This is a genomic window from Agrobacterium sp. MCAB5, assembly GCF_052114365.1.
GTDB classification, from domain to species: Bacteria; Pseudomonadota; Alphaproteobacteria; order Rhizobiales; family Rhizobiaceae; genus Agrobacterium; species Agrobacterium tumefaciens.
This window is the reverse complement of the sequence record NZ_JBFREP010000006.1, coordinates 62,868-85,141: the sequence shown is the minus strand read 5'-3', so window position 1 is coordinate 85,141 and position 22,274 is coordinate 62,868. Positions and strand designations below refer to the sequence as shown.

The window sequence follows — 22,274 nt, the reverse complement described above, 5'->3', positions numbered from 1 at the left end:
GTCTGCTTTCACTCACTCACCATCGGTCGTCATTGCCATAACATTGATGAAGCGTCCTTTGCCGTCAAATAGGCATTGGAACTTCTTGATGCCTTCGTTACCTTTGTCCACCGTACCGTCGATAGTCGTTCCCGATCCGGTCTTTTTGGGTTTCGCGGTTTTGATGTAACTGGGCTTGGCGCCGTACAATCCCGACACTTCGCCCTGACAATACGCCGGACGGTTGCCCGGCCTAATAACTGCACCGGTGCCCATTGGCATCGCAGATGGCTTATTGACGGCCCCGGCGGCCGAGCCACTCCTCACTGCGCAGATACCATTTCCACCGCCCTTCTTCTCATATGAAATTGAAGGGGTGCCGTCAGGATTGATGCTGATGGACAGCGTTACGTCGCCTTTTGTCGCTTCATAGAAGTTTTCATTGACGACTTTGAGTTTTGTTTCCTAGCCATTCAAGTAAACCGGACCACCGGCATCGGCGTGGACATCGATATTGCCCGGACATGTGGCATTCAGGAAGGGCACCGCCGGAATAGCCTGCCCTGCCGTGAAGATTGCAGAAATCGCCAAAACTATGCGAAAGCCTATCATCATTGTGCTTTTCCCAACGAGCCAGGTTGAGGGTGGGACGATGGCGATTGAAGTCAAATTGCGCATGAGTATTTATCTGTCCCAACGCGCGAAGCTGCCATACTTCACAGCCAGCTATAGCCTACGGCAGTCAGAAGCCCTCAGGTATACATCACCCTCGGTAATTCCACGGCAGGAGTGCACCAATCTGCCTCTGAGGATGACTATTGACGATGGCAGTCAGCGTCGCGGTCAGATAGCCCTCGACATATTTGTTGGTGAGCACCGATCCCTCGGCATCGAGCACGGCCTGACTCATGAACTTCTCCGAGGGGATCGGTTCGATGGGTTTGCGCCTTCGTTTTCAGAATTCTGGAATGCGTGCGGTGCGGCCGATATTGCCATTGCCGATCTCCTTAAAGGTCCTGATAGGTGGGTCGCCGGCCGACCCTCGCACGGCAGTGTTTCACAAATACTGCTCATGGGTGCAGTTACTATTTACCTCCACTTGCTGCGAGTTGGGCAGACCGCTCGGTTCAGGAGGAAAACGGTCTATCTATGATCTTGATAGCACCCGGAGTGCATTCGATAGCTTCTTGACCGCAGCCTCGATCTCGGTCGGCGTATAGGCGGCAAACCCCATGAGGAAACCGCTGCTGGCTTCGCCGGAGGCGTGCAACGCCGACAATCCGAGAAGTTCGACACCGACGCGTCGCGCCGCATCGATGGCGGCGCGCTCGGACATATTGGCGATCAGCAGGCAGGGCATTTGCAGCCCGCCGATCGGTACGTGCGGTTCGACAAAATCTGACAGGTGCTTTTTGACCAGCCCCGCAAGTACGTCGAGTCGATTGGCGTATATACCGCGCATGGTGCGAACATATGCGCCGAAGTGCCCGCCTTCAATGAACCGCGCCAGTGTCAGTTGCGCCATGGGGGCCGTGTGGCCGTCCAGAAGCGTGCGTGCCACGGTCATAGGCTTCACCAGTTGCGGCGGCAACACGACATAGCCGATCCGCAAGCCCGGAAAGAGCGATTTGGTGAACGTGCCGATATAGATAGTGCGGTCGTGCGGATCTAGGCCTTGCACGCAGGCCGTCGGTTTGCCGGCATAGTGAAACTCGCTGTCGTAGTCGTCTTCGATGATCCATGCCCGATGTCGGGCGGCCCATTCGATCAGGGCGAGCCGACGATCCAGCGACAGCGTCGCGCCGGTGGGGAACTGATGTGAAGGCGTCAGGAAGATGGCTTTGGCCTTGCGCGGTTCGGCCATTATCTTTTCTACAACGAGGCCCTGTCGATCAACTCTGATGGGAACGCACTCCAATCCCGCTGCATCGAAGGCTTTGCGCGCGCCATAGTAAGCCGGGTCTTCGATGAATATCCTATCACCAGGATCAAGCAGCATATTGGCGCAGAGTGACATGGCCTGCTGCGAACTGGTTAGCACCAGTATGCGGTCGGCGGTGGCGCGAGCTCCGCGCTCAAGGTTCACGTAGTCGGCGATAGCGCGGCGCAGCGGTTCGGTACCCTGCGGATCGCCGTGATGCAGAACCTGCGTGCCAACCTCCTTGCGTACCTGCCGTTCCAGTCTCTCCCACAGCGGCAGTGGAAAGGTGCGAATTTCCGGCACACCGTGCGCAAAGGGGCGCGGGATCAGCATCTCGCGGACCCCACCGCCTCGGAACATGCCGTTGCCGCGCTTGCTAAGGTTCGGGGCTTGGCTGCGCGCGAGCGCGTCCCGCTGGGAAACCCGATGGCCGGGTGTGAACTCCGTGATTTCGGCCACAAAACTGCCACTACCGACCCGGCGATCGATGAAGCCCTCGGCGTGAAGCTGCGCGTAAGCCGCTTCTATCGTGTCGCGTGACACCCCCAGCGATGTTGCGAGCGCACGCGAAGCTGGCAGCGGTCTGCCTGGCCCAAGCGCACCATTGATGATCAACTGCCGGATGGCCCGCTGAATCCGTGCGTAAAGCGGCATCGCCGCATTTGCGGGATGGGAAAGCAATGCCTTCACGGATTCGAGTTGGGAGTGCTTGAACAAATGGTCTGAGCCTCTCTGGAAAAGTGGAAGGGCACGTCAGGCCATTGGAAGGCTAGTTGTCAAGGCAATTCATTGCCTTCGCGGTCCCAAACCCTTCAGGAGTTTCGTTACGACCATGCTCTCCAGTTCATCAGCCATCCGTCTCAACGATCTAACCCATCCCGTCGTGGCAGGGTTGATCTCGGTTATCGTCAACTATGGCGGCACCTTCATTCTTGTCTTTCAGGCCGCAAAGGTTGCCAACCTTAGCGCGGATTTGGCGGCATCTTGGGTCTGGTCGGTTTCAATAGGCGTCGGGCTGACGGGACTATTCCTTAGCTGGAGATTTCGCGAACCGATAATCACCGCTTGGTCCACGCCAGCGGCGGCGTTTCTTGTCACCGCATTGGCAACAACGCCCTATGCGGAGGCGGTGGGCGCTTACATGATCTCGGCCGCCGCCTTCGTCGGGCTTGGGCTATCGGGCTATTTCGAGAAGGTGATCCGGCTGATCCCGCCGGGCATCGCCTCTGGCCTGCTTGCGGGCATTTTGCTGCCATTCGGTATCGGTGCATTTGGCGGTGCAAACGTTGATCCGTTTCTGGTTGGAATGCTGATAGTTGCCTATGTCGTGTTGAAGCGCTTCTCCGCGCGCTATGCCGTGGTTGGCCTCCTCGCTCTTGGGATGGTCTTCCTGCTGACGCAGGACCGGGTCGATCTTTCAGGATTGAAACTGGAGTTCGCCGCACCCGTCTTCACTATGCCGGCCTTTTCGCTGAATGCGCTTCTGTCCGTCGCCTTGCCCCTGTTCCTTATTACGCTAACCGGCCAATATATGCCGGGAATGCTGGTGTTGCGGAATGACGGCTTCAAGACGAGTGCTAATCCTATTGTCACCGTGACGGGCCTCGGCTCCCTCCTCATGGCGCCGTTCGGCTCCCATGCCTTCAACATAGCGGCCATCACGGCGGCAATTGCCACCGGCAGGGACGCGCATGAAGACCCACGCAAACGCTGGATTGCGGGTATTGCGGCGGGCAGCTTCTACGTGCTGGTCGGGGTGTTCGGCGTCACGCTTGCCGCCGTCTTCATGGCCTTCCCGGCGACATTCATCACGACGCTCGCCGGTCTGGCGCTGCTCGGCACCATTGGCGGCAGCCTCGCCGGAGCAATGGCCGATCCGACATCGCGTGAAGCGGCGCTCATCACCTTCCTGGCGTCCGCCGCTAATATTACGCTGCTTGGGATCGGCGGCGCATTCTGGGGTCTGGTGATCGGTCTCGGCGCCCACCTAGTCCTGAATGGGCGGCTGCCGCGCCGTCGCCGCGCCGATTTGACCGTGAGCGAGGCAACGGCGAAGTGACGGCCCAAGTTACCTCGATGACCACATCAGTCATCCCCATCCGAAGTTGGGTAGCGCATGGGCATGTCGGCAACAGCGCCGCTGTCCTATCCGCTCACAACCCATAGAATTATTGGCGTGGCTGGAAGAGTTTGGTCGTATCTTACACGAGCCACATTTAATAGAAGCGCGAAAGCAAATTTCGTTCGCTTCGCCTCTTGATTTTGAAAACACGAAAAACCAAATCGTCAGCCGCCAGTCGCTGATGACAGGACTGGCCGTGCTGGAAGCGCCGCTTTTGGCGCTTTGGTACCCATGTTGCTTCAAGGAGGATATGGTTATGGCAACATCTTACGACTATGCACCGTTGTACCGATCGAGCATCGGATTCGACCGGGTCTTCAATCTTCTCGAAAACGCCCAGCGCACCCGCTCGATCAGTGACTGGCCGCCCTATGACATTATCAGGACGGCCGAAGACAGCTATCAGATTTCTATTGCGGTGGCTGGTTTTACACGGGACGAGATCGACATCACTTTTCAGTCCAATCTCCTGACCGTGACAGGCAAGAGACAGGAGACACCCGCGGAGGGCTACCTGCACCGCGGCATTGCGGCCCGTCCGTTCGAGCATCGGTTCGAGCTCGCCGATCATGTCAGAGTGAGCGGCGCCGAACTGAAAAACGGTCTCCTTTCGATCGATCTCGTCCGCGAAATCCCGGAGGCCCTGAAGCCCCGGAAAATCGACATCCAGACCGATGCGGTTCTGGTGCCGACAAATGCCCCGGGCCAGATCGAAGCACAGAAGGCGGCTTGATTTACATTGTTGGATGAACAGGGGCGCCGTCGCGATGGCGCCCACGAATATCCGGGATGGGAAGGAGAAAGCAATGAAACCCGATATGTTCAGACAGCCTGTTTTCATTCTTGTCGGTCTCGGCTTTCCAGCGGAGGTTCGAAACGTGCTGGAGGCATACCGACATCTTTCCGAGTGGCCCGCAACAAACCGAGATAGCGCACATTCCATTGCGCTTAAGGCATGCGCTGCCGCGTTGCGCGGCGAGATTGAAGCGGAGACCGCCCGCGGTTTGTTCGTGGCCTTTGCCGAAAGACACGATCTGCTTGCACCGGAAGATGGTGTCATCGCCGCGTCTCGTCTTTTGCGCGACAGAGATCCGCATGTGAATTGAGATAGACACGGTTATAAATGTGTAGCGGCTAGTTGTCCGTTATGCGGGGGCGGTATCGTGCACGGGCTCTAGAATGCCTAGCGAGCTGATTTGCCGCCCCTGCGAAAGCGATTACCGCGAAGACTGTCACGGTCTAGGTAAGGAGGACAGGTGTGCTGCCTCGAGGTTGACGAGAGTGTAACATTGCATCTTCTCGTCACCAGCGTGGCACACGTCTTTCATAGGCTGGGTCGAAGAGCTTCATATAGGCTGTATCATCGCGTTCTTTCATCGAGGTCTGTTCGTAAAGTGCCGCAAGTTCGGTGAGTTTTTGCCGATCGAGCGTCACGCCAAGTCCCGGCCCATTGGGGACATCGAGGCGGCCGCCACGGAACGTGAACGGCGTGCCCTCAATCACGTCGACACCGGTCCATGGGTAATGCGTGTCGCAATCGAAGCTCAGGTTCGGCGTTGCGGCGGCAGCATGGACCATTGCCGCCAGAGTGATGCCGAGATGCGAGTTGGAATGCATGGAGACGCCAAGACCCAACGTCTCGCAAATCTTTCCGAGATGGGTCGAGGCGCGCAGTCCACCCCAATAATGGTGATCTGACAGCACAATCTGCACCGCATTTTTGCGGAAGGCCGCGGCGATCTGGTCGAATTCGAGGACGATCATGTTCGTGGCGAGCGGGATCGACGTAGCGGCTGCGACTTGTGCCATCTGATCCATACCGATGACCGGATCCTCGAGATATTCAAGGATATTCTCGAGCTTGCGTGCGATGTAGATGGCCGTGTCCACAGTCCAGCCGCCATTGGGGTCGATCCGCAGCGGATGATTGGGAAAAGCTCCCCGAAGCTTCAGCATGGTCTCGATCTCGAGATCCGGATGCAGCACGCCACCCTTGAGCTTCAGCGACTGGAAACCGTATGTGTCGACCATCCAGCGGGCTTCGCCAACCATCTGATCAGGCGTAAGAACCTCTCCCCATTCATCCGGGGCTTCACCTATATGGGCTGCGAATTTGAAAAACAGGTAGGCGCTAAACGGAACGCTGGTACGAATGGCGCCACCAAGCAGATCCGAGACCGGCCGCCCGAGAAGCTTGCCCTGAATGTCGAGGCAGGGGACTTCAAAGGCTGAGGCAACCACGTCCGTCAACTTGTGATCGGCCACCGCCGATTTGGCATTGATGCCGCCACTGCCGGGCAATGCGGTGATGACGCGAGATTTCAGCTCGTGAAGATGAAACGGGTCGAGCCCGATCAGGGCAGGGGCCGCCCGTCGCAACCCATCCAGCGCCTTGATACTTCCGTAACTTTCGCCAAGGCCGACCGTACCGTCGTCACATATGACCTCGATGACGGTGCGCAACGCATGCGGCTGATGCACGCCTTTACAGTTCAGTAGCGGTCTGTCGGGAATGGCGACCGGTGTGAGGTGAATTTCGGCTATGCGCATTAAAAAGCTCCTTGTCGCCACCAGCTGCGCGCAGCCCTTAGCGCATCGTCCAGCGGGGACAGTTCGGGATGCCAGTGGCGTTCCCATTCCAGACTGAGAGGGATATGTCGTTCATCCGACTGTAAAAGCGAAAGCAGTTCCGCCATGGGGAAATCGCCATGGCCGGGCAATACGTAGCGTCGTCGGCCATCGCTGTCCGTGGTGCTGTCCTTGACGTGCAGATGGACGACATTTTGTGCGATGTGTTGCCAAAGGATTTTGAGATCGCTGCCTTTGGCCCAGGTGTGGTGAGTGTCCCACAAGAGCTTCGATGCTGGCACGCACGCGATGAAGGCGAGAAGCTGCTCGAAATCAGCCAGCGCGTCGTGTGTTTCGATCATGAGGTCGACATTCAGACCGCGTGATAGTCGCAGCGATTGCCAGTTGTCCAACAGGCCCGCTGCCTGCGTCATCTCATCCTGTCCCAACTGTTTGCCACCGTCGAAGATGCGCAGATAGGAAATGTTTGCTGCTTCCGCCCAGTCTATAAAGGGCTCGATGGCGGAAAGATCGGTGCTGCCGAACAGCCGAATGGATGTGTTTAGGGCGGCAACCTCGAGATCACTTTCGGCCAGAAAGGCTGCAAATCTGGAAGGAGTAGCAAATTCGGCAGTGAGTGCCGGGATGAGGTCGACCGTACCGGAGAGCATGCGCAACTCCACATGCCCGATGCCATGCCTCTGTGCCAGATCGGCCGCTTCGTGCAGGCTAAGTTCGGAACAGCCAAGCGTTGAAAAACAATAATCGAAAACGCTCATGCCATACGCTCCATATCCTGTTTATGGACCGGGTGAAGCGCGGCTTGCCCCGCGACGAAACGTTCGATCTCGGTAATGGCGAGATCGGAAAGCGCCCGCAATTCATTTCCCAGCGCCCCGGCAATGTGGGGGGTAAGCACGACATTGGGCAAATCGTAGAATGGGCTATCCGTCGGCAAGGGTTCCGGCTCCGGTGTATCGATCAGGATACGCAGGCGCCCGGAAAGTGCCTCGGCCAGCAATGCGTCGTGATCGACCAGCCAGCCCCGTGCCGTGTTGATGAAGATCGCATGATCCGCCAGCAGCGCCAGTTCGCGGGCACCAATCATGTGGCGGGTTTCAGGCAGGATCGGCGCGTGCAGGGAGACCACATCGCACCAGGCGAGAAGCTCGTCGAGCTCCATTTTTGTAGCACCAATTGCGGCCGCGTCTTCCACCGAAAGAAAAGGGTCGTAGGCGGCGATCTCGAATTTTCCGCGCGTGAGCATCTCCATGACAAGCCGACCAATCCGTGACGCGCCGACGATGCCGACTTTGCGGGAATGATTGCCGAGATAGGGCAGGCTCATGCCACGTCTGCTGCCAAAACCGCCGGTGCCGCGCTCTACCCGATGCTCGTCTCTCAGACGAAACACATCCTTGCCGCACATGATGATTGCCGCATAGGTAAACTCGGCAACCGGCACGGCCATGGCCGATGCCGCCGTGGTGATAAGAATATCGGATGTTTCCCAGAATTCGGCGGGAGCAACAGCGCGCACCGAGGACGCGGCATAAGCGACCATCCTGAGCTTTGGCGCACGGGCGAGGCGCTCGCGTGTCAGGGATGGCGTGCCCCAGGCGGCGAGGAGAATGTCCGCCTCGGCCAACGCTTCTGCTCCCGCTTCCGTGTCGAAATCCGTGTAGGGGAAACCCGGTATGATGTCGGTTACGGCATTCATACGTGCCCATTCGCGCGAACCAAAGAAACCTTCGGGAAGCTCGTTCCGCATGGCGATCAACAGCCGTGGTTTGTCTTGAGATGGTCTCATTGGCATACCGGACTTGAAACAGGTCGAACCTCGATGCGGTTGACGTCGATTTCGATCGGTTGAGAACCGGGACGCAGGATCACATCGAGAAAAACTTCGGGAGGGGCTTCACCTGGCCTGAGTTTCAGGGGAGGAGTTCTGAGCGCCCCTGTCCATTGGGTGGCGGGGAAAGGAAAAAATGTGCCGTCTTCGGCACGGAAAGGCGCAAGTGCTACCGCCTCCTGTCCTTCGGCTGCAGCATCTTTCAGACGCAGCGATACTCCGAGTACGTCGCTATGCGCCGGCACATCAACATCGCATATGGCCTCCACCCATAAGCCTGTGCCCGGATGGACAAGCCGCCCGCCGAGACTGTGGCTTTGTTCACCTGTTTCCGTGACTGTCAGGGCTGAAAAATCAGAGGCCAGATTGCCAGCTGGATTGTTTACCGGGTCAAAACGATCGTCTGTCGCCAGAATACGGGCCGGCGCTCGCGGCACAATCGCCTCCAGATAGGTGGCAAGCAGCTTTCCTACGGCAAAAGCGCCTGTCACCGCAAAATGGGTGCCGTCGTCGGAATAGCCGGGGTGAGGCTCGCCGAATTCACTTTCGGGATCGACCCATGCCGAGTTCCAGTCGAAGAAATGGCAATTGGCATTATCTGCGGCAAATTCGATGCTCTGCCGGTTGATCCAGTGCGCTTTTGCCCGCTCTGCACCGCCTGCCGGCCATTTCCCGGTGCCACGGGCGAGGATCGGGAGCAGGATGACGGTTTTGCCTGCGTCGAGCAGAGCCGAAACGATCCGCGCCCGTGTATCGGCAATCGTCTGGCGTGTTTCCACCATCATGTCGTTGGTGCCGGCATCGACGATGACCAGATCGAAATCCGATTGCAGCAGTCGCGGTAGCCGCCGTTCGATCTCGATTGCCTTCTGGCCGGATACTCCGAAATTGAGGCCGGAAAAGAACCGGCTGACACCCGGTCGATTGCTCGGTTCCCAGCCTGTTGGTGCTGATGGATCATGGTGGACAGGGCAGCAAAGCCTGCCATGCGACAATACCTCGGCCCAACTCATCCAGCCGCGGGCCGATGTGGCCAGCGAGGACGCGTCGCCAATATGGTTCTGTTGGACGAGCGAAGTGCCGAGAACGGCAATCCGGCTCGCCCTTGGTAACGATACGGACATGGTTTTTTACCGGATATCAGGAGAACAGGACGCCGCCGTTGATGTCGTAGCAGGCGCCGGTGATATAAGCGGCATCGTCGGACGCAAGAAACGCCACCAGACCGGCAACGTCTTCGCTTGAGCCTTCGCGCTTCAGCGATGTGGCGCCTGCCACCCTTTCACGCACTTCGGGTTTGGTGAAGGTGTCGTGGAAGGTGGTGGAGATCATGCCGGGGCAGACGGCGTTGACGCGAATATTCGGGCCAACTTCCTTGGCAAGTCCTCGGGTAAAAGTCATCACGGCACCCTTGGAAGTGGCATAGGCGAGCGCGCCCGGCCCACCGCCGTCACGGCCCGCCTGCGACGAGAAGGTTACGATCGCGCCGCCCTTTGCCATTTTGGGCAGTGCGGCCTTGGCTGTCAGGAACAGCGACGTCAGGTTGACGTCGAGGACCTGATGCCAGAAGGCTTCGTCCATGTCAGCGATTGTCTTGCGGGCGATAAGCCCACCCGCAACATGGGCGAGGCCATGGATCTCACCGAATGTGTCTGCGGCAGCAGAAATGGCAGCCTCTACTTCGCTTGCGTTTGTCAGGTCTGCCTTGATCGCCAGAGCCGAACGGCCAAGCTTTTCGATTTCGGCAACAGCCGTGGCCGCACCTTCAGCGGCTCCATTGTAGGTGAGGACGACATTGGCGCCTTCCTGCGCAAAACGAATGGCGCATGCCCGGCCGATATCCCGGCCGGCGCCGGCTACAACAACGGTCATGTTGGTAAAACGCTGCATTTGAAGAACCTCGTATGGTTAGAATTGCTTGGGAAGGGAGAGCTTGAAACGCTGGTCGTCGACGTCGCTGAAATAGATGTCGGTCGAAAAACCCTGATCGTCTATGAAGCTGAAGATGCGCTTCGGCTCCTTTAAACTGTAAGGCACCAGAAGGGTGACCAGCCGATGCCGAGTTGCTGCTGGAACCGTGGCGCAGACGTGATGGTGGACATCAAGACCCTCGAACTCCTTGGGATCAATGTCGGGAAAACCTTCGACGGCCGCGATCTGCGGTGTGCCGGCTGACGAGAAGACAAACTGGCCGTAAAAGCCCGCCTTTTGGCCATTGTAGCGAAAGCTCGACTTGCCGGTCTGCGGTGCCCCTGTGGTATGGCAAAGCCATTGCAGTTCCTGGGGCTCGGAGCACTCCACCTCATCGACAATCACGAAATAGCTGTCGTTGACGAAGTGCATTTCGCGCTGCGCTTTCATAACCAGCGGATTCGCGACCTGATAGGCAGACGTAGCATCTCCGAGGATCCGGATATGTCCCGGATTTTCCTCAACCGATACGATACGGCCGGCGGCACGACGCGCGAGTGCCTTGTCCTTTTCCGCATATTGTCCCTTGCCGCCGATCAGAACGGCGTTCTTCGACCGTGTCTGACGGCGCCAGTTCAGATGCATCTGCGAGTTGAACGCCACGTAATAGCCGGACTGGATCGCCAGATCCTCGCCGTAGGCATAGAGGACAAAGGCATTCTGGTCGCCATGGCTGTGGCTTAGCGAACCGTAGGGACTGGATTTGAAGACGAATTGCAGATGCCGTTCCGGGTCTTCCATATGTTGCTGGATGGTCGCCCAACCGATATCATCGAAAACAGCGAGTGCCGGCAAGTCTGCAGGCGAGACTGCTTCCACCTGCTGATAGTCGTGACGATAGACGAGATCGTCGAAGTTCAGGTCCCACCAGCCGTAATTGTAGAAGGCCATTTCTGTGCCCGTCGCATCGGCCTTGATGTGATCGAAATACCATTGGTAATGGCCGTTGCCGGTAACGCCGGCAAATTGCCGAACATTGTAACCCAGTTTCAGGCCGGGAAGATCGCCAAGCGTGGAGTCGTCGCCAAAATTGGCGCGACGGGTTCCCGGCGCCTTGGTATAAAGCGGGAAGCGCCCCGTGTTCTGGAAAAATGGCCGCTGATAAAGATCGTAACCGATATAGGAGCGGACCAGATTGGCGGCCTCTATGAGATAAGCCATGCCGGTCATCCAGTAATGTGGCCCTTCCGCCCAGCCACCGTCAGTTCCAGCCCAGGGAGAATAGAGGGTGGCGAGGAATTCAACGGTATAATCGAGCCATTCGCCCGCCTCGTCGCTTTCGCCCTGAAGTGCGATACAGGCCGGCGTCAATACTGCCGAAAGCGAACGTACGGCATGGCTGTCATAGGGAAATACGTGGATGCGGGCATGCGCAATAACATGGTCGGCGACCTCCCGCGTTCGTTCAAGAAGAACCGAGCGTACGGTCTCGCGCTCGTCTTCGCTCAGATAATCGTATAGCCAGTCATAGCCCCAGGCGAGTGCCACGACGACACGGAACCCCGCCTCGTCATTATAGGCCCGGGAGGTCGCGCCTTTCGGATCCCAGCCAGCGACTGCCAGCAGCCACTTGCGCGACGCATCGAGTAGTTCGTCGCGTCCGAGCACCCGACCGGCAATAGCCAGGTGCCGGATCGCATAGATCACTTCCTGGCAATCAATATACATCTGTCGCCAGAGTCCTGCGACGCGCATATTGTTGGGATAAGGCTGAGGTTCCGGTATGACCGGCCGCTCAAGCCAGGGTTTTACCGATTTCTCGTAGAACTCGGACCAGCTGCAATGATTGGGGTCCTTTGCCACCGCCTCCGAGAAGCAGCGCAACTTTTCCGGATTGAGCCAGAGCCGTGGATGGCTGGCATGCGCGGCAGCATGACGCGCCTTCCTGCCGGGTAGCGGCGTTTTCGGCAACGAAGCGCCGATCTCGAAGCTGCGCACGGTACTCCAGTTGGAATCCGGCGTCGCGGACGTTTGGCCCCACAACGCATAACACCAGTGATAGCGGCCTTCCGGAAGGGCTTCGTCCGGCGTAAAGAAATTCCACGCGAGATCTTCAAAGACGAGCGTCTTTTTGTCTGCAAAACCGGGATCGGACGAAATCCGCAATACGTAGCGCGCACCGTCGTCGATGTCGGGCAGCCATGAAAAGCGCGGAGGGTTCTCCGTCGGCGGTACTTCTTCGCTTGGCTCGTAGCCAATGGTCAATGAACCCGGCCGGGGTTCATCGAGAAGTGTCTGTCGGGAGATGGCCGGGGCAGAGGGACACATTGCGCTCTAACTCCTATGAAAACAGAAGGGAAAGGATGGCGGCGACAAAGCCGCCATCACGGTCGAAGGTTTATTGCGCGGCCTTGTACTGGCGGTCATAGGCCGATTGCATCATCTTGATGACCTCGTCGTAACCGAGGGCCGTGAGGCGTTTCTTGTAGGCATCCCAGCCGGCATCGACGTCCTGGGCACCCAGTATCCAGGTCTGCTGCATCTCGGTCATGTAGGTGAGGATGCTCGGCCAGTAGCGGTCGAATGTCGCCTTTTCCTCTGCGTTCAGGGAAACGCCCATGAACTCATCCTTGAGGCAGTTGCACTTGTCGTACATATCGATGCCTTCAAGCGCGATCTTGTTTGTCCACTGGCGCTCATATTCGTAGTCCATCCAGTATCCGCGCGGGATCGCCGCACCGACCGCCCACAACTGGGCATTCACCGGGTCCTTGTTGTCGAGGATTTCCTTCTTGAATTGCGGCTTGCCATCGACCATCTCGTAGGTCAGGCCCTCGACGCCGAAATTCGACAGGATGCGCCCCTGTTGAGAGAACCAGAAATCGAAATACTTGATTGTTTCGACCGGGTGTTCGTTGGTCGCCGAAATAGCCCAGCCGACGGGCTGGACACGCAGCCGACGGGAATCCTCAAACCGTTGGCCCGAGACCGTCTTTGGCGGCAGCATCGGCTTTAGCGCGAAACCGTTGATCTTTGGCGAAAGGGCGTCGTTGTAGGTCGAGGTGCTGGCGAACCAGTCATGCGTCATGCCGCCGAGATTGTTGCCCAGCAGATATTCACGCGAGCGAGCACCGCGGGTGAAAATCTCCTTGTCGATCAGGCCTTCCTTGTACCATTTGGCCACGTTGGAAATCCCGGTCTTGTAGTTTTCCTCCGCCCAGGGATGACGAAGTTGTCCGTCATAAACGGCAAAGTCGCCATAACGCTCGGATCCGGACACGCGCGCATCCCACAGATTGATAAGGCGGACCGCATCGATTTCCTCACGGGCAAAGTAGGGAACTTCATCTTTGAGACCGTTGCCGTTCGGGTCCTTGTCACGGAAGGCTTTCAGAACTTCGTAGACCTCTTCCGGTGTTTCCGGCTGCTTCAGCCCAAGCTTGTCGAGCCAATCCTGGCGGATGAACCAGCCGCGCGAGAACTTGCCATCAGGGACGTAAGGGATGAAATAGAGCTTGCCGTCCGGTCCGGAGATGGCGTTGCGGATTTCCTTGTGGCTGTCGAAGAATGCCTTGAGGTTGGGGGCGTTTTCCTCGATCAGGTCATCGAGTGGAATGAATGCGCCCTCCAACCCGTAGCGAATGAAGTCTTCCTTCAGCCCGCCCGTGGCGTCGCCGCCGACGATGTCGGGAAGGTTGCCCGAGGCGATCAGAAGGTTGAATGCATCGCGGCTGCTGGTGGTCGCCAGCGACGCCACGTTGCGGACATGAATGTTGGTGATCTCGGCGGCCTTTTGCTCCACCGGCCATTTTTCCGAGTAGACGTATTTGTCACGGAAGTGGAAGTGGATCGTAAGCTCCAGCGGATCCTTGGAAATTTTCCCTGAATCCTGCGCCGATGCCGGCAAGGCCAGGGTTGCGGCTGTCATCAACGCCAGTAGGGGCGTGCCTTTTCGTAGTGCTCTCACAGGTTCTCCTCCCTTGTGCTGCTACTCTTTGACTCCGCCCAGCAGAATTCCTTTGGTGAAATACTTCTGCGCGTAGGGGTAAATGATGAGGACGGGAATGATGGAAGCGATCATGATCGCGGATGTTACCGTCTCGAACGAATAGTGGGCGGTGAGCAGACTCGATGCGAATTCGTCGTTCGAGTTAAGATCGACGATCACGCGCTTCAGATAGACCTGAAGCGGGATCTTCTCCTCGCCGCGCAGCAAGACCATCGCCCAGAAGTAACCGTTCCACCGCGAAACGACGCAGAACAGCGCAACGGTCACGATTGCTGGCTTGGAAAGCGGAATGAACACCTTCCACAGCAGCTGCAACTCGCTTGCTCCGTCCATTTTGGCGGCTTCTTCGAAGGACTTTGGCACCGCTTCGAAGAAGTTGCGCAGCAGAATGACGTTGAAGGCGTTTGCCGCAAATCCGAGGATGATGCCGAAGCGGCTGTCGAGAAGTCCAAGATCGCGCATGTTCAGAAAGAAGGGGATCATGCCGGCGTTGAACCACAGCGTAAAAGCGATGGCGATGTTGAAGAAAGTGCGGCCGCGCAGGCGTTTGCGCGAAAGGGCGTAGGCTCCGGGGATCATGATCAGCAGGCTCATCAGCGTGCCGCCGAAGGTGTAGATGAACGTGTTGCCATAGGCGACCCAGAACATCCTGTCCGACAATACCCTGTCGTAAGCGGCAAGGGTCACATCAACCGGCCATAACGTGACACGGCCAGCCGTGACTGCGGCCCCAGAAGATAGCGAGACCGACAGCACATAGATGAAGGGATAAAGCGTCGACAGAACGAACAGACCCAGAAGAATGGCATTTGCCCAGCCAAAAATCCTGTCGCCGCGGGAATATAGATTGAAGTTTGCCATCTTTCAGCTCCTCACCAAAGCGATGTCGACGAGACTTTTCGGCTGATGCGATTTGCCGAATAGACGAGGACGAAAGCGATAACCGCATTGAACAGTCCGGCGGCCGTCGCGAGATCGTATTGGGTACCCTGCAAGCCGGTGCGGTAAATGAAGGTGGAAACGACATCTGCCGTTTCATAGGTGGATGGCCGATAGAGCAGAATGATATATTCAAACCCGACCTCGACCAGATTGCCGATGCGGATGATCAGCATGATCACGATTGTCGGCAGGATGCAGGGCAGGGTGATCCGCCACATCATCTGCCAGCGCGATGCCCCGTCCACCCGGGCGGATTCATAAAGCGTCGGGCTCACGCCAGCGATGGCGGCGAGATAGACGATGGATTCGAAGCCCGCTTCCTTCCAGACCGACGAGCCGATATAAATCGGACGAAACCATTCCGGCTGGGTCAGGAAGTATATCGGCTCGAATCCAAGGCCTTTCAGCAGAAGATTGACGATGCCTATCGACGGCGACAGGAAGTTGATGACGATGCCGGCCACGATCACCACCGAAATGAAATGCGGCAGGTAAACGATCGTCTGGGCCCAGCTTCGGGCAACGCTGTTTTGAACCTCGTTGAACATCAAGGCCAGGATGATCGGTACCGGAAACGCGAAGATCAGGCCGAGAGCGCTGATTTTTAGGGTGTTCCAGAAGGCGCGGATGAACATGTCATTGTGAAAGAGCTCCGCGAAGTTTTCAAAACCGACCCACGGGCTCTTTGCAATGCCGCGAAAAATCGAGAAGTCCTGAAACGCGATGACCAGCCCGTACATGGGCTTATAGAGAAAGACGGCGAACCAGATAATCATCGGAGCGAGAAGTAGGTAGAGCTGCCAGTCACGGCGAACATCTTCCTGGAGATCGTGAAGGCGTTCCTGAAAACCCTTTTTCATGGTCGCGCCCCGCTTGGGGTTTTCAGCGACCTTCCGGTTGCCGCATCGAAGACATGGATGCGTGTGGTATCGATGCCAAGTCGGGTGACGCCGTTGAGAGTATGATCGCCGTAAAGTGTTTCCGCCTTGGCGATAAATGGCTGGCCATCAGCCCTGCCGTGGAGCAGAGCCTCCGCGCCCAAGGGCTCCACGAGGTCGATGCTGCAATTGAGGTTTTCACGACTGTCTTCGGTCTCTATCGACATGATTTCGGGTCGCAGGCCGAGTTTGACCTGCTGTCCTTCCGTCGCATTTTTCGCAAATGCTTCCGGGACGCTGAAGCGTTGTCCGGCACTACCCGTGATTTTGACCTTTATGGTGCCATCCTGCTTTTCAATCGTCCCGTCCAGAAGGTTCATGGGCGGTGAGCCGATAAAACTTGCGACGAACGTGTTGGCCGGTTCGAGGAAAACCTCCATCGGCGAACCGACCTGCTCGATATGGCCGCCATTCATGATGACGATGCGGTCCGCAAGTGTCATTGCCTCGACCTGATCGTGCGTCACGTAGATGCTGGTGGCGTTCATCCGCTTGTGCAGCAGTTTAATTTCGGCCCGCATGTGGGTGCGCAGCTTGGCGTCGAGGTTCGAGAGAGGTTCGTCGAACAGGAAGATTTTCGGCCTGCGCACGATGGCACGACCCATGGCGACACGTTGGCGCTGGCCACCGGAAAGATCCGCCGGCTTGCGGCCCAGATATTCGGTGAGCCCGAGGATCTGTGCAGCTTCTGCCACCGCCTTGTCGATAACCGCTCGCTTTTCGCCCCTGACTCGCAGGCCAAAAGCGATGTTATCGGCCACGCTCAGGTGCGGATAAAGCGCGTAGTTCTGAAACACCATCGCGACATCGCGGTCTTTGGGCGCGATCTTGTTGACCACTCGGCCGTCCATTGAAACGGTGCCGTCCGAAATGTCTTCCAGCCCGGCGAGCATGCGCAGCGTGGTGGACTTTCCGCATCCCGAAGGACCTACGAGGACAACGAATTCCTGCGGCTGTATGGAAAGATTGATACCGTGGACGACTTCAAGGGCACCATAGCGCTTGACGACGTCGTTGATTTGAACTGCGGACATGAAAGGCCCCTCCTCAAAAGCCTTGAATGTTCAGTCAGGCGTCTTCTGCCCCCGTGACGCGCGCTTCCTCGTGACACGCGTGTTGACCTGCTCGATGAAGGTCCAGATCTTCGGGTTCTTGGAGAGTTCTGCGATTTTGGTTTCGAGTGATCCGAGGTGGCGCTGTACGGCCTCTCTTGCCGCTTCGACATCGCCGGATTCGATTGAGTTCACGATTGCTTCGTGCTCTTCGATAACCTTCTCGGTGCGACGGACTGCAAAAACGCGCTTCAGGTGTCGCATTCGGTCCATTTCGCCTTTCGCCTGATTTACCACGCTCCAGGCTCCAGGAAGGCGAGCTGCCGAAAAGATCGTGCGGTGGAATTCCTCGTCGAGCAGGAAAAAATTGGTGAATTCCTCATCCGCGGCAGCAGTGCGCTGCTGCGACAGACAGGTTTTCAGCCGTGCGATGTCTTCCAGCGAATGCCGCTTGGTGGCCTCGATCACAGCGCCTTCTTCCAGCTTGAACCGGATGAAACAGGCCTCCATGTACCGCTGAACGTCGATCGGCGAGATGTAGGTGCCCCCTTGCGGCACGACAGTTACGAAACCCTCTTCGGAAAGGCGAATGATCGCCTCGCGGACGGGCGTTTTGCTGACATGCAGCAGTGTCGCGATCTCCTTTTCCGACAGCGCCCGCCCTGGGAGCAGCTTCACCTCGACAATCAGTTTGCGAAGTAAGGCATGGATCCTGTTGGTCATGTTTCCGTCAGCCGGCAGGTCTTGCGGGGTGACGAGTTCGGACAGCGGTAACGATGGGAATTCAAGGGTAACAGACATATCAAATGCCTAACTGATATATTAGAATTGAAAGTGACATATCTTTTGATTTTCCGCGAGTCAAGCCCCGGGCAGTCTCGTGTTGGCGGTTGAATAATCGGGTCCGATCTCAATGCGTCCGGCAGTGGCCGGTGTTGTCTCGGCTATCTGCCGATCCATGCTTGCCGCTCGTCGCACGGCAAAAAAATCACTATATGAAAAAATGACGCTGTGACGGTCGTAATATGAGATCGCGATTGACGATTTGCTGTAAAATCTGGCACGCATAGAAAATCAGCAGTGCTCATCTGTAATCCATGTCGAGACATCTTTTCCCGGAACTGTGCTGTTCCCGGATTACCTTCGTGCGCCTTGAGGAGAACGAATTTGGGAAAATTTTCACCTTTTGACCAAACCTTGTGGTTTGCAACCGCAGCGCCCGCACCGAAAACCGCGAGGCTCGAAGGCCGTGTCGATGTGGACGTCTGTGTCGTGGGCGCGGGATATACCGGATTGACGACGGCGCTGGAGCTGGCGCGCAGGGGCGTCAAGGTTGCTTTGGTCGAAGCGCAAGAGGCAGGTTTTGGCGGTTCGGGCCGCAATGCCGGCCACTGCACCCCGACCTTCAGCTATTACAGCCTGCCGTCGCTCGGAAAAATTCTGGGCGAGCCCTGGGCGGAGCGCCTTATTCACCGCCAGACGCGGGCCAATGATCGCGTCGTCGAGATGATCTCGACCTACGGAATCGACTGCGAATGGGTCCAGAATGGTTATGTTATGGGCGCATTGCGTCCCGGCGCCATGTCCACGCTGCAGATGAAGTCTGATGCATATGCCGGCGCTGGCGCGCGCTGCCGGGTCATTGGCAGGGACGAGGTCGAAGCGTTGACAGGCAGCCCTCGTTTTTATGGCGCCTGGTATCACGAGGAGGGCGGTCATTTGAACCCGCTTTCATACGCACGTGGCCTTGCGCGCGCCGTTATCGCAGAGGGCGGGCAGGTGTTTACCGCGTCCCCGGTCGAGGATGTCCAGCCAGAGGCCGGGAAATGGTCCGTGCGAACGCCCCGGGGCACTGTGCTGGCTGAAAAGGTGATCTTCGCGACCGGCGCCTACACCGTCGGTGGCTGGAAAAACCTCGATAAAAGCTTTCGCATCAAGAAAGTGTTTCTCGCAGCCACCCAGCCGCTCGATCCGGAAACGCGCGCAAAAGTCCTGCCCCACAACACGACCATGCATGATGGGCGCGGCGATATCTATGTCTACAAATACAACCGTGAAGGTCGCATTGTTGCCTCCATGTTCCCCATGGGCCAGCGTGGCGCAGACCCTGACTATACCCGGCAGGTTCTCACAGACCGGCTGAAGTTCCTTCATCCGCAGATCAGCGAGGAAATCCGCTGGGAATATTTCTGGTTCGGCGAACTGGACATGCAGATGCGCACTGTCCCGAGGCTCTATGATCTGGCGCCCGGCATCGTTGCCTGTACGGGACTTTCTGGCCGCGGCGTGCCAACCGGCTCAATGCTTGGCGGCGTCTTGTCAGAATGGGCGCTGGGCGTGCCGGACAAGGATCTATCCCTGAAAATTGAACCACTGCACAGGGCGCCGTTGCTGATGTCCTTCGCGCCCGGTCTGCGCCTTCGTTATTTTCGCATGCAGGAAAACCGTGCAACCCGCAAGGAAGGCGCCACCCTTCTGCCCCATGCCTGAGAAAGGAAAACCTATATGACCGACAGGAAAACCGTCCTCATTTCCGGAGGCAATCGCGGTATCGGTGCTGCCACTGGCAGGGCCTTTATGGAGGCCGGCTGGAAGGTCTCGCTTGGAATGCGCACGCCGCTACTGCCGGAATGGGCAGATCCAGCGTTAGTCCACGTGCAGGGCTATGACGCGCTCGCCCCGCAATCGCCTGTCGACTGGGCTGCTGCCGTTCTGGCACGGTTCGGGCGCATCGATGCTGTTGTTGCCAACGCCGGCGTCATGGTGCGCAAGACCGTGGTGGAAGCGACTGACGAGGAGTTCGCCTCATTGATGGACGTCAACGTCAATGGCCCGCGGCGCCTTGTGCAGGCCTGCTGGGACCCGCTAATCGCGTCCGGAGCAGGTCGCGTGGCGATTGTCGCCTCGCTATCGGGGAAAAGGGTCAAATCGGCCGTGTCTGGCGCCTACTCGGTCTCGAAATTCGCAGCCCTTGGCCTGTCGCATGCAATCCGTCATGCCGGTTTCGACAAGGGTGTGAGGGCGACCGCCATATGTCCGGGTTTCGTTGCGACTGATATGGGGCTGCCTCTGGCAGGCGCGACGCCGTCGGACACCCTGACCCAACCTGAAGATATTGCCAGCTCCATCCTGCATGTCGTCAGTTTGCCGAACCGCGCGAGTGTTTCGGAATTCTGGGTCAACTGCCTGCTCGATGACAGCTATTGATCGACGATCGCCGAGATTTCGTCCTTCAGCAGCATCGCATATTGCTCCAGTGTGCCGGGCTCCAGCTTGGCACTTAAAAGTGTGAAGCCCAGGGAAGCGTTTGGCGTTGTACCATCCGAAAAAATCGGCACGGAAACGCCGGCAATCCCGGGGATAAGCTCGCCGACGTCGATTGCATAACCGCGTTCGCGTGTTTCAGCGATCAGTCGGCGCACTTTGTCGGCGGTGAGATCGCGGTAGGCGGCATAGCGCTCGATATTGGCGCGGATGATGAATTCCTGTTCGTCCTCTTCGAGGAAGGCGAGCATGGCAATTGAGCCTGGACCGACGCCAAGCGGGACCGAACCACCGATCGAGCCGGTCAGTGTCGGCACCACGCATTCTCCGTCGCGTCTGTCGAGGCAAACGGAATCGTGGTTCAGCCGGGCCATCAGGTGGATGGTATCGCCGGTTCGGCGCCGAATGCGGGTCAGCGCCATTTCGCAGCGGCTGATGATGCCAGGTCCACGTGCGGCGCGCGCACCGTAAATCGCCATACGCGCGCCCAGCCGGTAACAGCGCTTCCTGTCGTCGCGGGCGAGGAGCTTGTGGCCGACCAGCGTGTTGAGGATGCGGTGGCAGGTAGCCGTGTTGAGTCCGGATCTGTTCGTCAGTTCCTTGAGCGTGACGCCTTGTACGCCGCCGTCTGCAACAAGATCGAGAAGAGCTACCGCTCGATCCAGAAGCTGCGCGCCACCAGAAGAGGATTGGGTGGATTTGGCCATATTGTCTCACATTATGAAAATAAAATCTCAATAACTTGTATAATGAGAAAACTGCGTATTCAATGACCAAAATTGAGCAGATTAAATAAGTGAATATTTTGTAGGCAGCTTGATTTTGAAGACGACCTGCGGGTTTCGAGAACGCCAGACCCGCTTGAACAAACAGGGGAACAAAATGAAGAAAAAAGCAGCAAACATTCTCGCAACTACCGCCCTGGCGGCCTTGAGCATGCTGGCGGCCAGTGCCGCGCTCGCCGGTACGCTTGATGACGTCAAGGCCCGCGACAAGCTGATCGTCGGCGTCAAGAACGATTATCCACCTTATGGGTATCTCAACGACAAGGGTGAGATCATCGGCTTCGAAGTCGAACTGGCAAAATACGTCGCCAAGGAACTTCTGGGGTCTTCAGACAAGATCGAATTTGTGCCGGTCGTTGCCGCCAATCGTATCGAGTTCCTGACCGCTGGTCGTATCGATGCGATTTTCGCGACGCTTGGCGTCACGCCGGAGCGCGACAAGGTTATCGATTTCACCACCGCTTACGTATCGTCGCCAGGTCCGGCCGTCATGATGGCCAAAGAAGCGACCACCAGCAAATGGGAGCAACTGAAGGGTAAGCCGGTCTGCGGCATTCAGGGATCCTATTATAACAAGAAGATGACCGAGGAATTCGGAATCCAGCTCGTTGCCTTCAAGACCCAACCGGAGGCCATGCGCGCTTTGCGCGACAATCGTTGCGTAGGTTTTGTCTTCGACCAGATGACCCTTGACCTCAAGGTTCAGGAAGCGGACTGGAAGGGCTACAAGGTCGCCGTCCCCACCTATGAGTATCTGCCGATGGCAGGTGGCATCCGCGAAGGCGACAAGGCGTTCCAGGAGGCCGTGGACAAGGCCATCACCAAGGCGGAAGCCGAAGGCAAGATGATCGCCTGGGAAACAGAGTTCAATATTCCCCACGCCGATTACATTGCCGAGCGCGCCAAGGCTGCCAAAGCAAAACTGAACTGA

The 22,274-nt window shown here is 57.6% G+C and carries 21 protein-coding genes and 1 pseudogene; 6 read left to right on the top strand and 16 right to left on the bottom strand.

Features of this window, described 5'->3' with window-relative positions; translation table 11 throughout:
• Nucleotides 1-12: 12 nt before the first annotated feature.
• From AB4Z23_RS15380 to pdxR, 4 genes and pseudogenes are all read right to left on the bottom strand, one after another.
• A complete protein-coding gene (locus AB4Z23_RS15380) occupies nt 13-255 on the bottom strand; it encodes a hypothetical protein (RefSeq protein ID WP_188352073.1) in 243 nt (80 codons plus the stop codon).
• Between the two features lie 189 nt (nt 256-444).
• The gene (locus AB4Z23_RS15375; RefSeq protein WP_210248665.1) at nt 445-594 is read right to left on the bottom strand and encodes a hypothetical protein; all 150 of its coding nucleotides are present in this window, start codon (nt 592-594) and stop codon (nt 445-447) included.
• A 232-nt stretch (nt 595-826) separates the two neighbouring features.
• A pseudogene (locus tag AB4Z23_RS15370) lies at nt 827-931 on the bottom strand (hypothetical protein); the annotation flags it as partial.
• 195 nt (nt 932-1,126) lie between these two features.
• On the bottom strand, nt 1,127-2,617 hold the full coding sequence (pdxR, locus tag AB4Z23_RS15365) for a MocR-like pyridoxine biosynthesis transcription factor PdxR (RefSeq protein ID WP_025596062.1): 1,491 nt from the start codon (nt 2,615-2,617) through the stop codon (nt 1,127-1,129).
• Between the two features lie 115 nt (nt 2,618-2,732).
• Here pdxR and AB4Z23_RS15360 point away from each other — a divergent pair, with 115 nt between their 5' ends.
• The 3 genes from AB4Z23_RS15360 (at nt 2,733) to AB4Z23_RS15350 (ending at nt 5,128) form a co-directional block, all read left to right on the top strand.
• Nucleotides 2,733-3,959, top strand: coding sequence for a benzoate/H(+) symporter BenE family transporter (locus AB4Z23_RS15360; RefSeq protein WP_025596063.1), 1,227 nt, complete (start codon nt 2,733-2,735; stop codon nt 3,957-3,959).
• 319 nt (nt 3,960-4,278) lie between these two features.
• A complete protein-coding gene (locus AB4Z23_RS15355; protein ID WP_025596064.1) occupies nt 4,279-4,755 on the top strand; it encodes an Hsp20 family protein in 477 nt (158 codons plus the stop codon).
• A gap of 73 nt (nt 4,756-4,828) precedes the next feature.
• On the top strand, nt 4,829-5,128 hold the full coding sequence (locus AB4Z23_RS15350; RefSeq protein ID WP_019566350.1) for a DUF982 domain-containing protein: 300 nt from the start codon (nt 4,829-4,831) through the stop codon (nt 5,126-5,128).
• A gap of 196 nt (nt 5,129-5,324) precedes the next feature.
• Here AB4Z23_RS15350 and AB4Z23_RS15345 read toward each other — a convergent pair whose 3' ends face one another.
• The 11 genes from AB4Z23_RS15345 to AB4Z23_RS15295 form a co-directional block, all read right to left on the bottom strand.
• Nucleotides 5,325-6,572, bottom strand: a complete 1,248-nt coding sequence (locus tag AB4Z23_RS15345) for a glucarate dehydratase family protein (RefSeq protein WP_025596065.1) — start codon at nt 6,570-6,572, stop codon at nt 5,325-5,327.
• The gene (locus AB4Z23_RS15340; RefSeq protein WP_025596066.1) at nt 6,572-7,369 is read right to left on the bottom strand and encodes a sugar phosphate isomerase/epimerase family protein; all 798 of its coding nucleotides are present in this window, start codon (nt 7,367-7,369) and stop codon (nt 6,572-6,574) included. The genes AB4Z23_RS15345 and AB4Z23_RS15340 overlap by 1 nt, the downstream gene beginning before the upstream one ends.
• The gene (locus AB4Z23_RS15335) at nt 7,366-8,400 is read right to left on the bottom strand and encodes a hydroxyacid dehydrogenase (protein WP_025596067.1); all 1,035 of its coding nucleotides are present in this window, start codon (nt 8,398-8,400) and stop codon (nt 7,366-7,368) included. The genes AB4Z23_RS15340 and AB4Z23_RS15335 overlap by 4 nt, the downstream gene beginning before the upstream one ends.
• Nucleotides 8,397-9,566, bottom strand: coding sequence for an SGNH/GDSL hydrolase family protein (locus AB4Z23_RS15330; RefSeq protein WP_413373233.1), 1,170 nt, complete (start codon nt 9,564-9,566; stop codon nt 8,397-8,399). The genes AB4Z23_RS15335 and AB4Z23_RS15330 overlap by 4 nt, the downstream gene beginning before the upstream one ends.
• A gap of 16 nt (nt 9,567-9,582) precedes the next feature.
• Nucleotides 9,583-10,332 carry an SDR family NAD(P)-dependent oxidoreductase gene (locus AB4Z23_RS15325; protein ID WP_441360333.1) on the bottom strand — a complete coding sequence of 250 codons (750 nt, stop codon included), beginning with the start codon at nt 10,330-10,332 and terminating at the stop codon, nt 9,583-9,585.
• A gap of 18 nt (nt 10,333-10,350) precedes the next feature.
• Entirely contained in the window at nt 10,351-12,681 is a 2,331-nt protein-coding gene (locus AB4Z23_RS15320; RefSeq protein ID WP_025596070.1) for an alginate lyase, read from the bottom strand.
• A 70-nt stretch (nt 12,682-12,751) separates the two neighbouring features.
• Nucleotides 12,752-14,281 (bottom strand): extracellular solute-binding protein, encoded by a 1,530-nt coding sequence (locus AB4Z23_RS15315; protein WP_003517573.1) that lies wholly within the window; start codon nt 14,279-14,281, stop codon nt 12,752-12,754.
• Nucleotides 14,282-14,341: 60 nt separating this feature from the next.
• On the bottom strand, nt 14,342-15,223 hold the full coding sequence (locus AB4Z23_RS15310; protein ID WP_013761268.1) for a carbohydrate ABC transporter permease: 882 nt from the start codon (nt 15,221-15,223) through the stop codon (nt 14,342-14,344).
• Nucleotides 15,224-15,234: 11 nt separating this feature from the next.
• The gene (locus AB4Z23_RS15305; RefSeq protein ID WP_013761267.1) at nt 15,235-16,164 is read right to left on the bottom strand and encodes an ABC transporter permease; all 930 of its coding nucleotides are present in this window, start codon (nt 16,162-16,164) and stop codon (nt 15,235-15,237) included.
• Entirely contained in the window at nt 16,161-17,276 is a 1,116-nt protein-coding gene (locus AB4Z23_RS15300) for an ABC transporter ATP-binding protein (protein ID WP_441360332.1), read from the bottom strand. The genes AB4Z23_RS15305 and AB4Z23_RS15300 overlap by 4 nt, the downstream gene beginning before the upstream one ends.
• A 30-nt stretch (nt 17,277-17,306) precedes the next feature.
• Nucleotides 17,307-18,095, bottom strand: coding sequence for a GntR family transcriptional regulator (locus AB4Z23_RS15295; protein WP_003517566.1), 789 nt, complete (start codon nt 18,093-18,095; stop codon nt 17,307-17,309).
• Between the two features lie 366 nt (nt 18,096-18,461).
• Here AB4Z23_RS15295 and AB4Z23_RS15290 point away from each other — a divergent pair, with 366 nt between their 5' ends.
• Both AB4Z23_RS15290 and AB4Z23_RS15285 read left to right on the top strand, forming a co-directional pair.
• Nucleotides 18,462-19,784, top strand: coding sequence for an NAD(P)/FAD-dependent oxidoreductase (locus AB4Z23_RS15290; protein ID WP_441360331.1), 1,323 nt, complete (start codon nt 18,462-18,464; stop codon nt 19,782-19,784).
• Nucleotides 19,785-19,799: 15 nt separating this feature from the next.
• Nucleotides 19,800-20,501 (top strand): SDR family NAD(P)-dependent oxidoreductase, encoded by a 702-nt coding sequence (locus AB4Z23_RS15285; RefSeq protein WP_320187673.1) that lies wholly within the window; start codon nt 19,800-19,802, stop codon nt 20,499-20,501.
• Here AB4Z23_RS15285 and AB4Z23_RS15280 read toward each other — a convergent pair.
• Nucleotides 20,495-21,265 (bottom strand): IclR family transcriptional regulator, encoded by a 771-nt coding sequence (locus AB4Z23_RS15280; protein WP_019566338.1) that lies wholly within the window; start codon nt 21,263-21,265, stop codon nt 20,495-20,497. The two genes, AB4Z23_RS15285 and AB4Z23_RS15280, sit on opposite strands and share 7 nt — an antisense overlap.
• Before the next feature lie 175 nt (nt 21,266-21,440).
• Here AB4Z23_RS15280 and AB4Z23_RS15275 point away from each other — a divergent pair, with 175 nt between their 5' ends.
• Nucleotides 21,441-22,274, top strand: coding sequence for a transporter substrate-binding domain-containing protein (locus AB4Z23_RS15275; protein WP_025596076.1), 834 nt, complete (start codon nt 21,441-21,443; stop codon nt 22,272-22,274).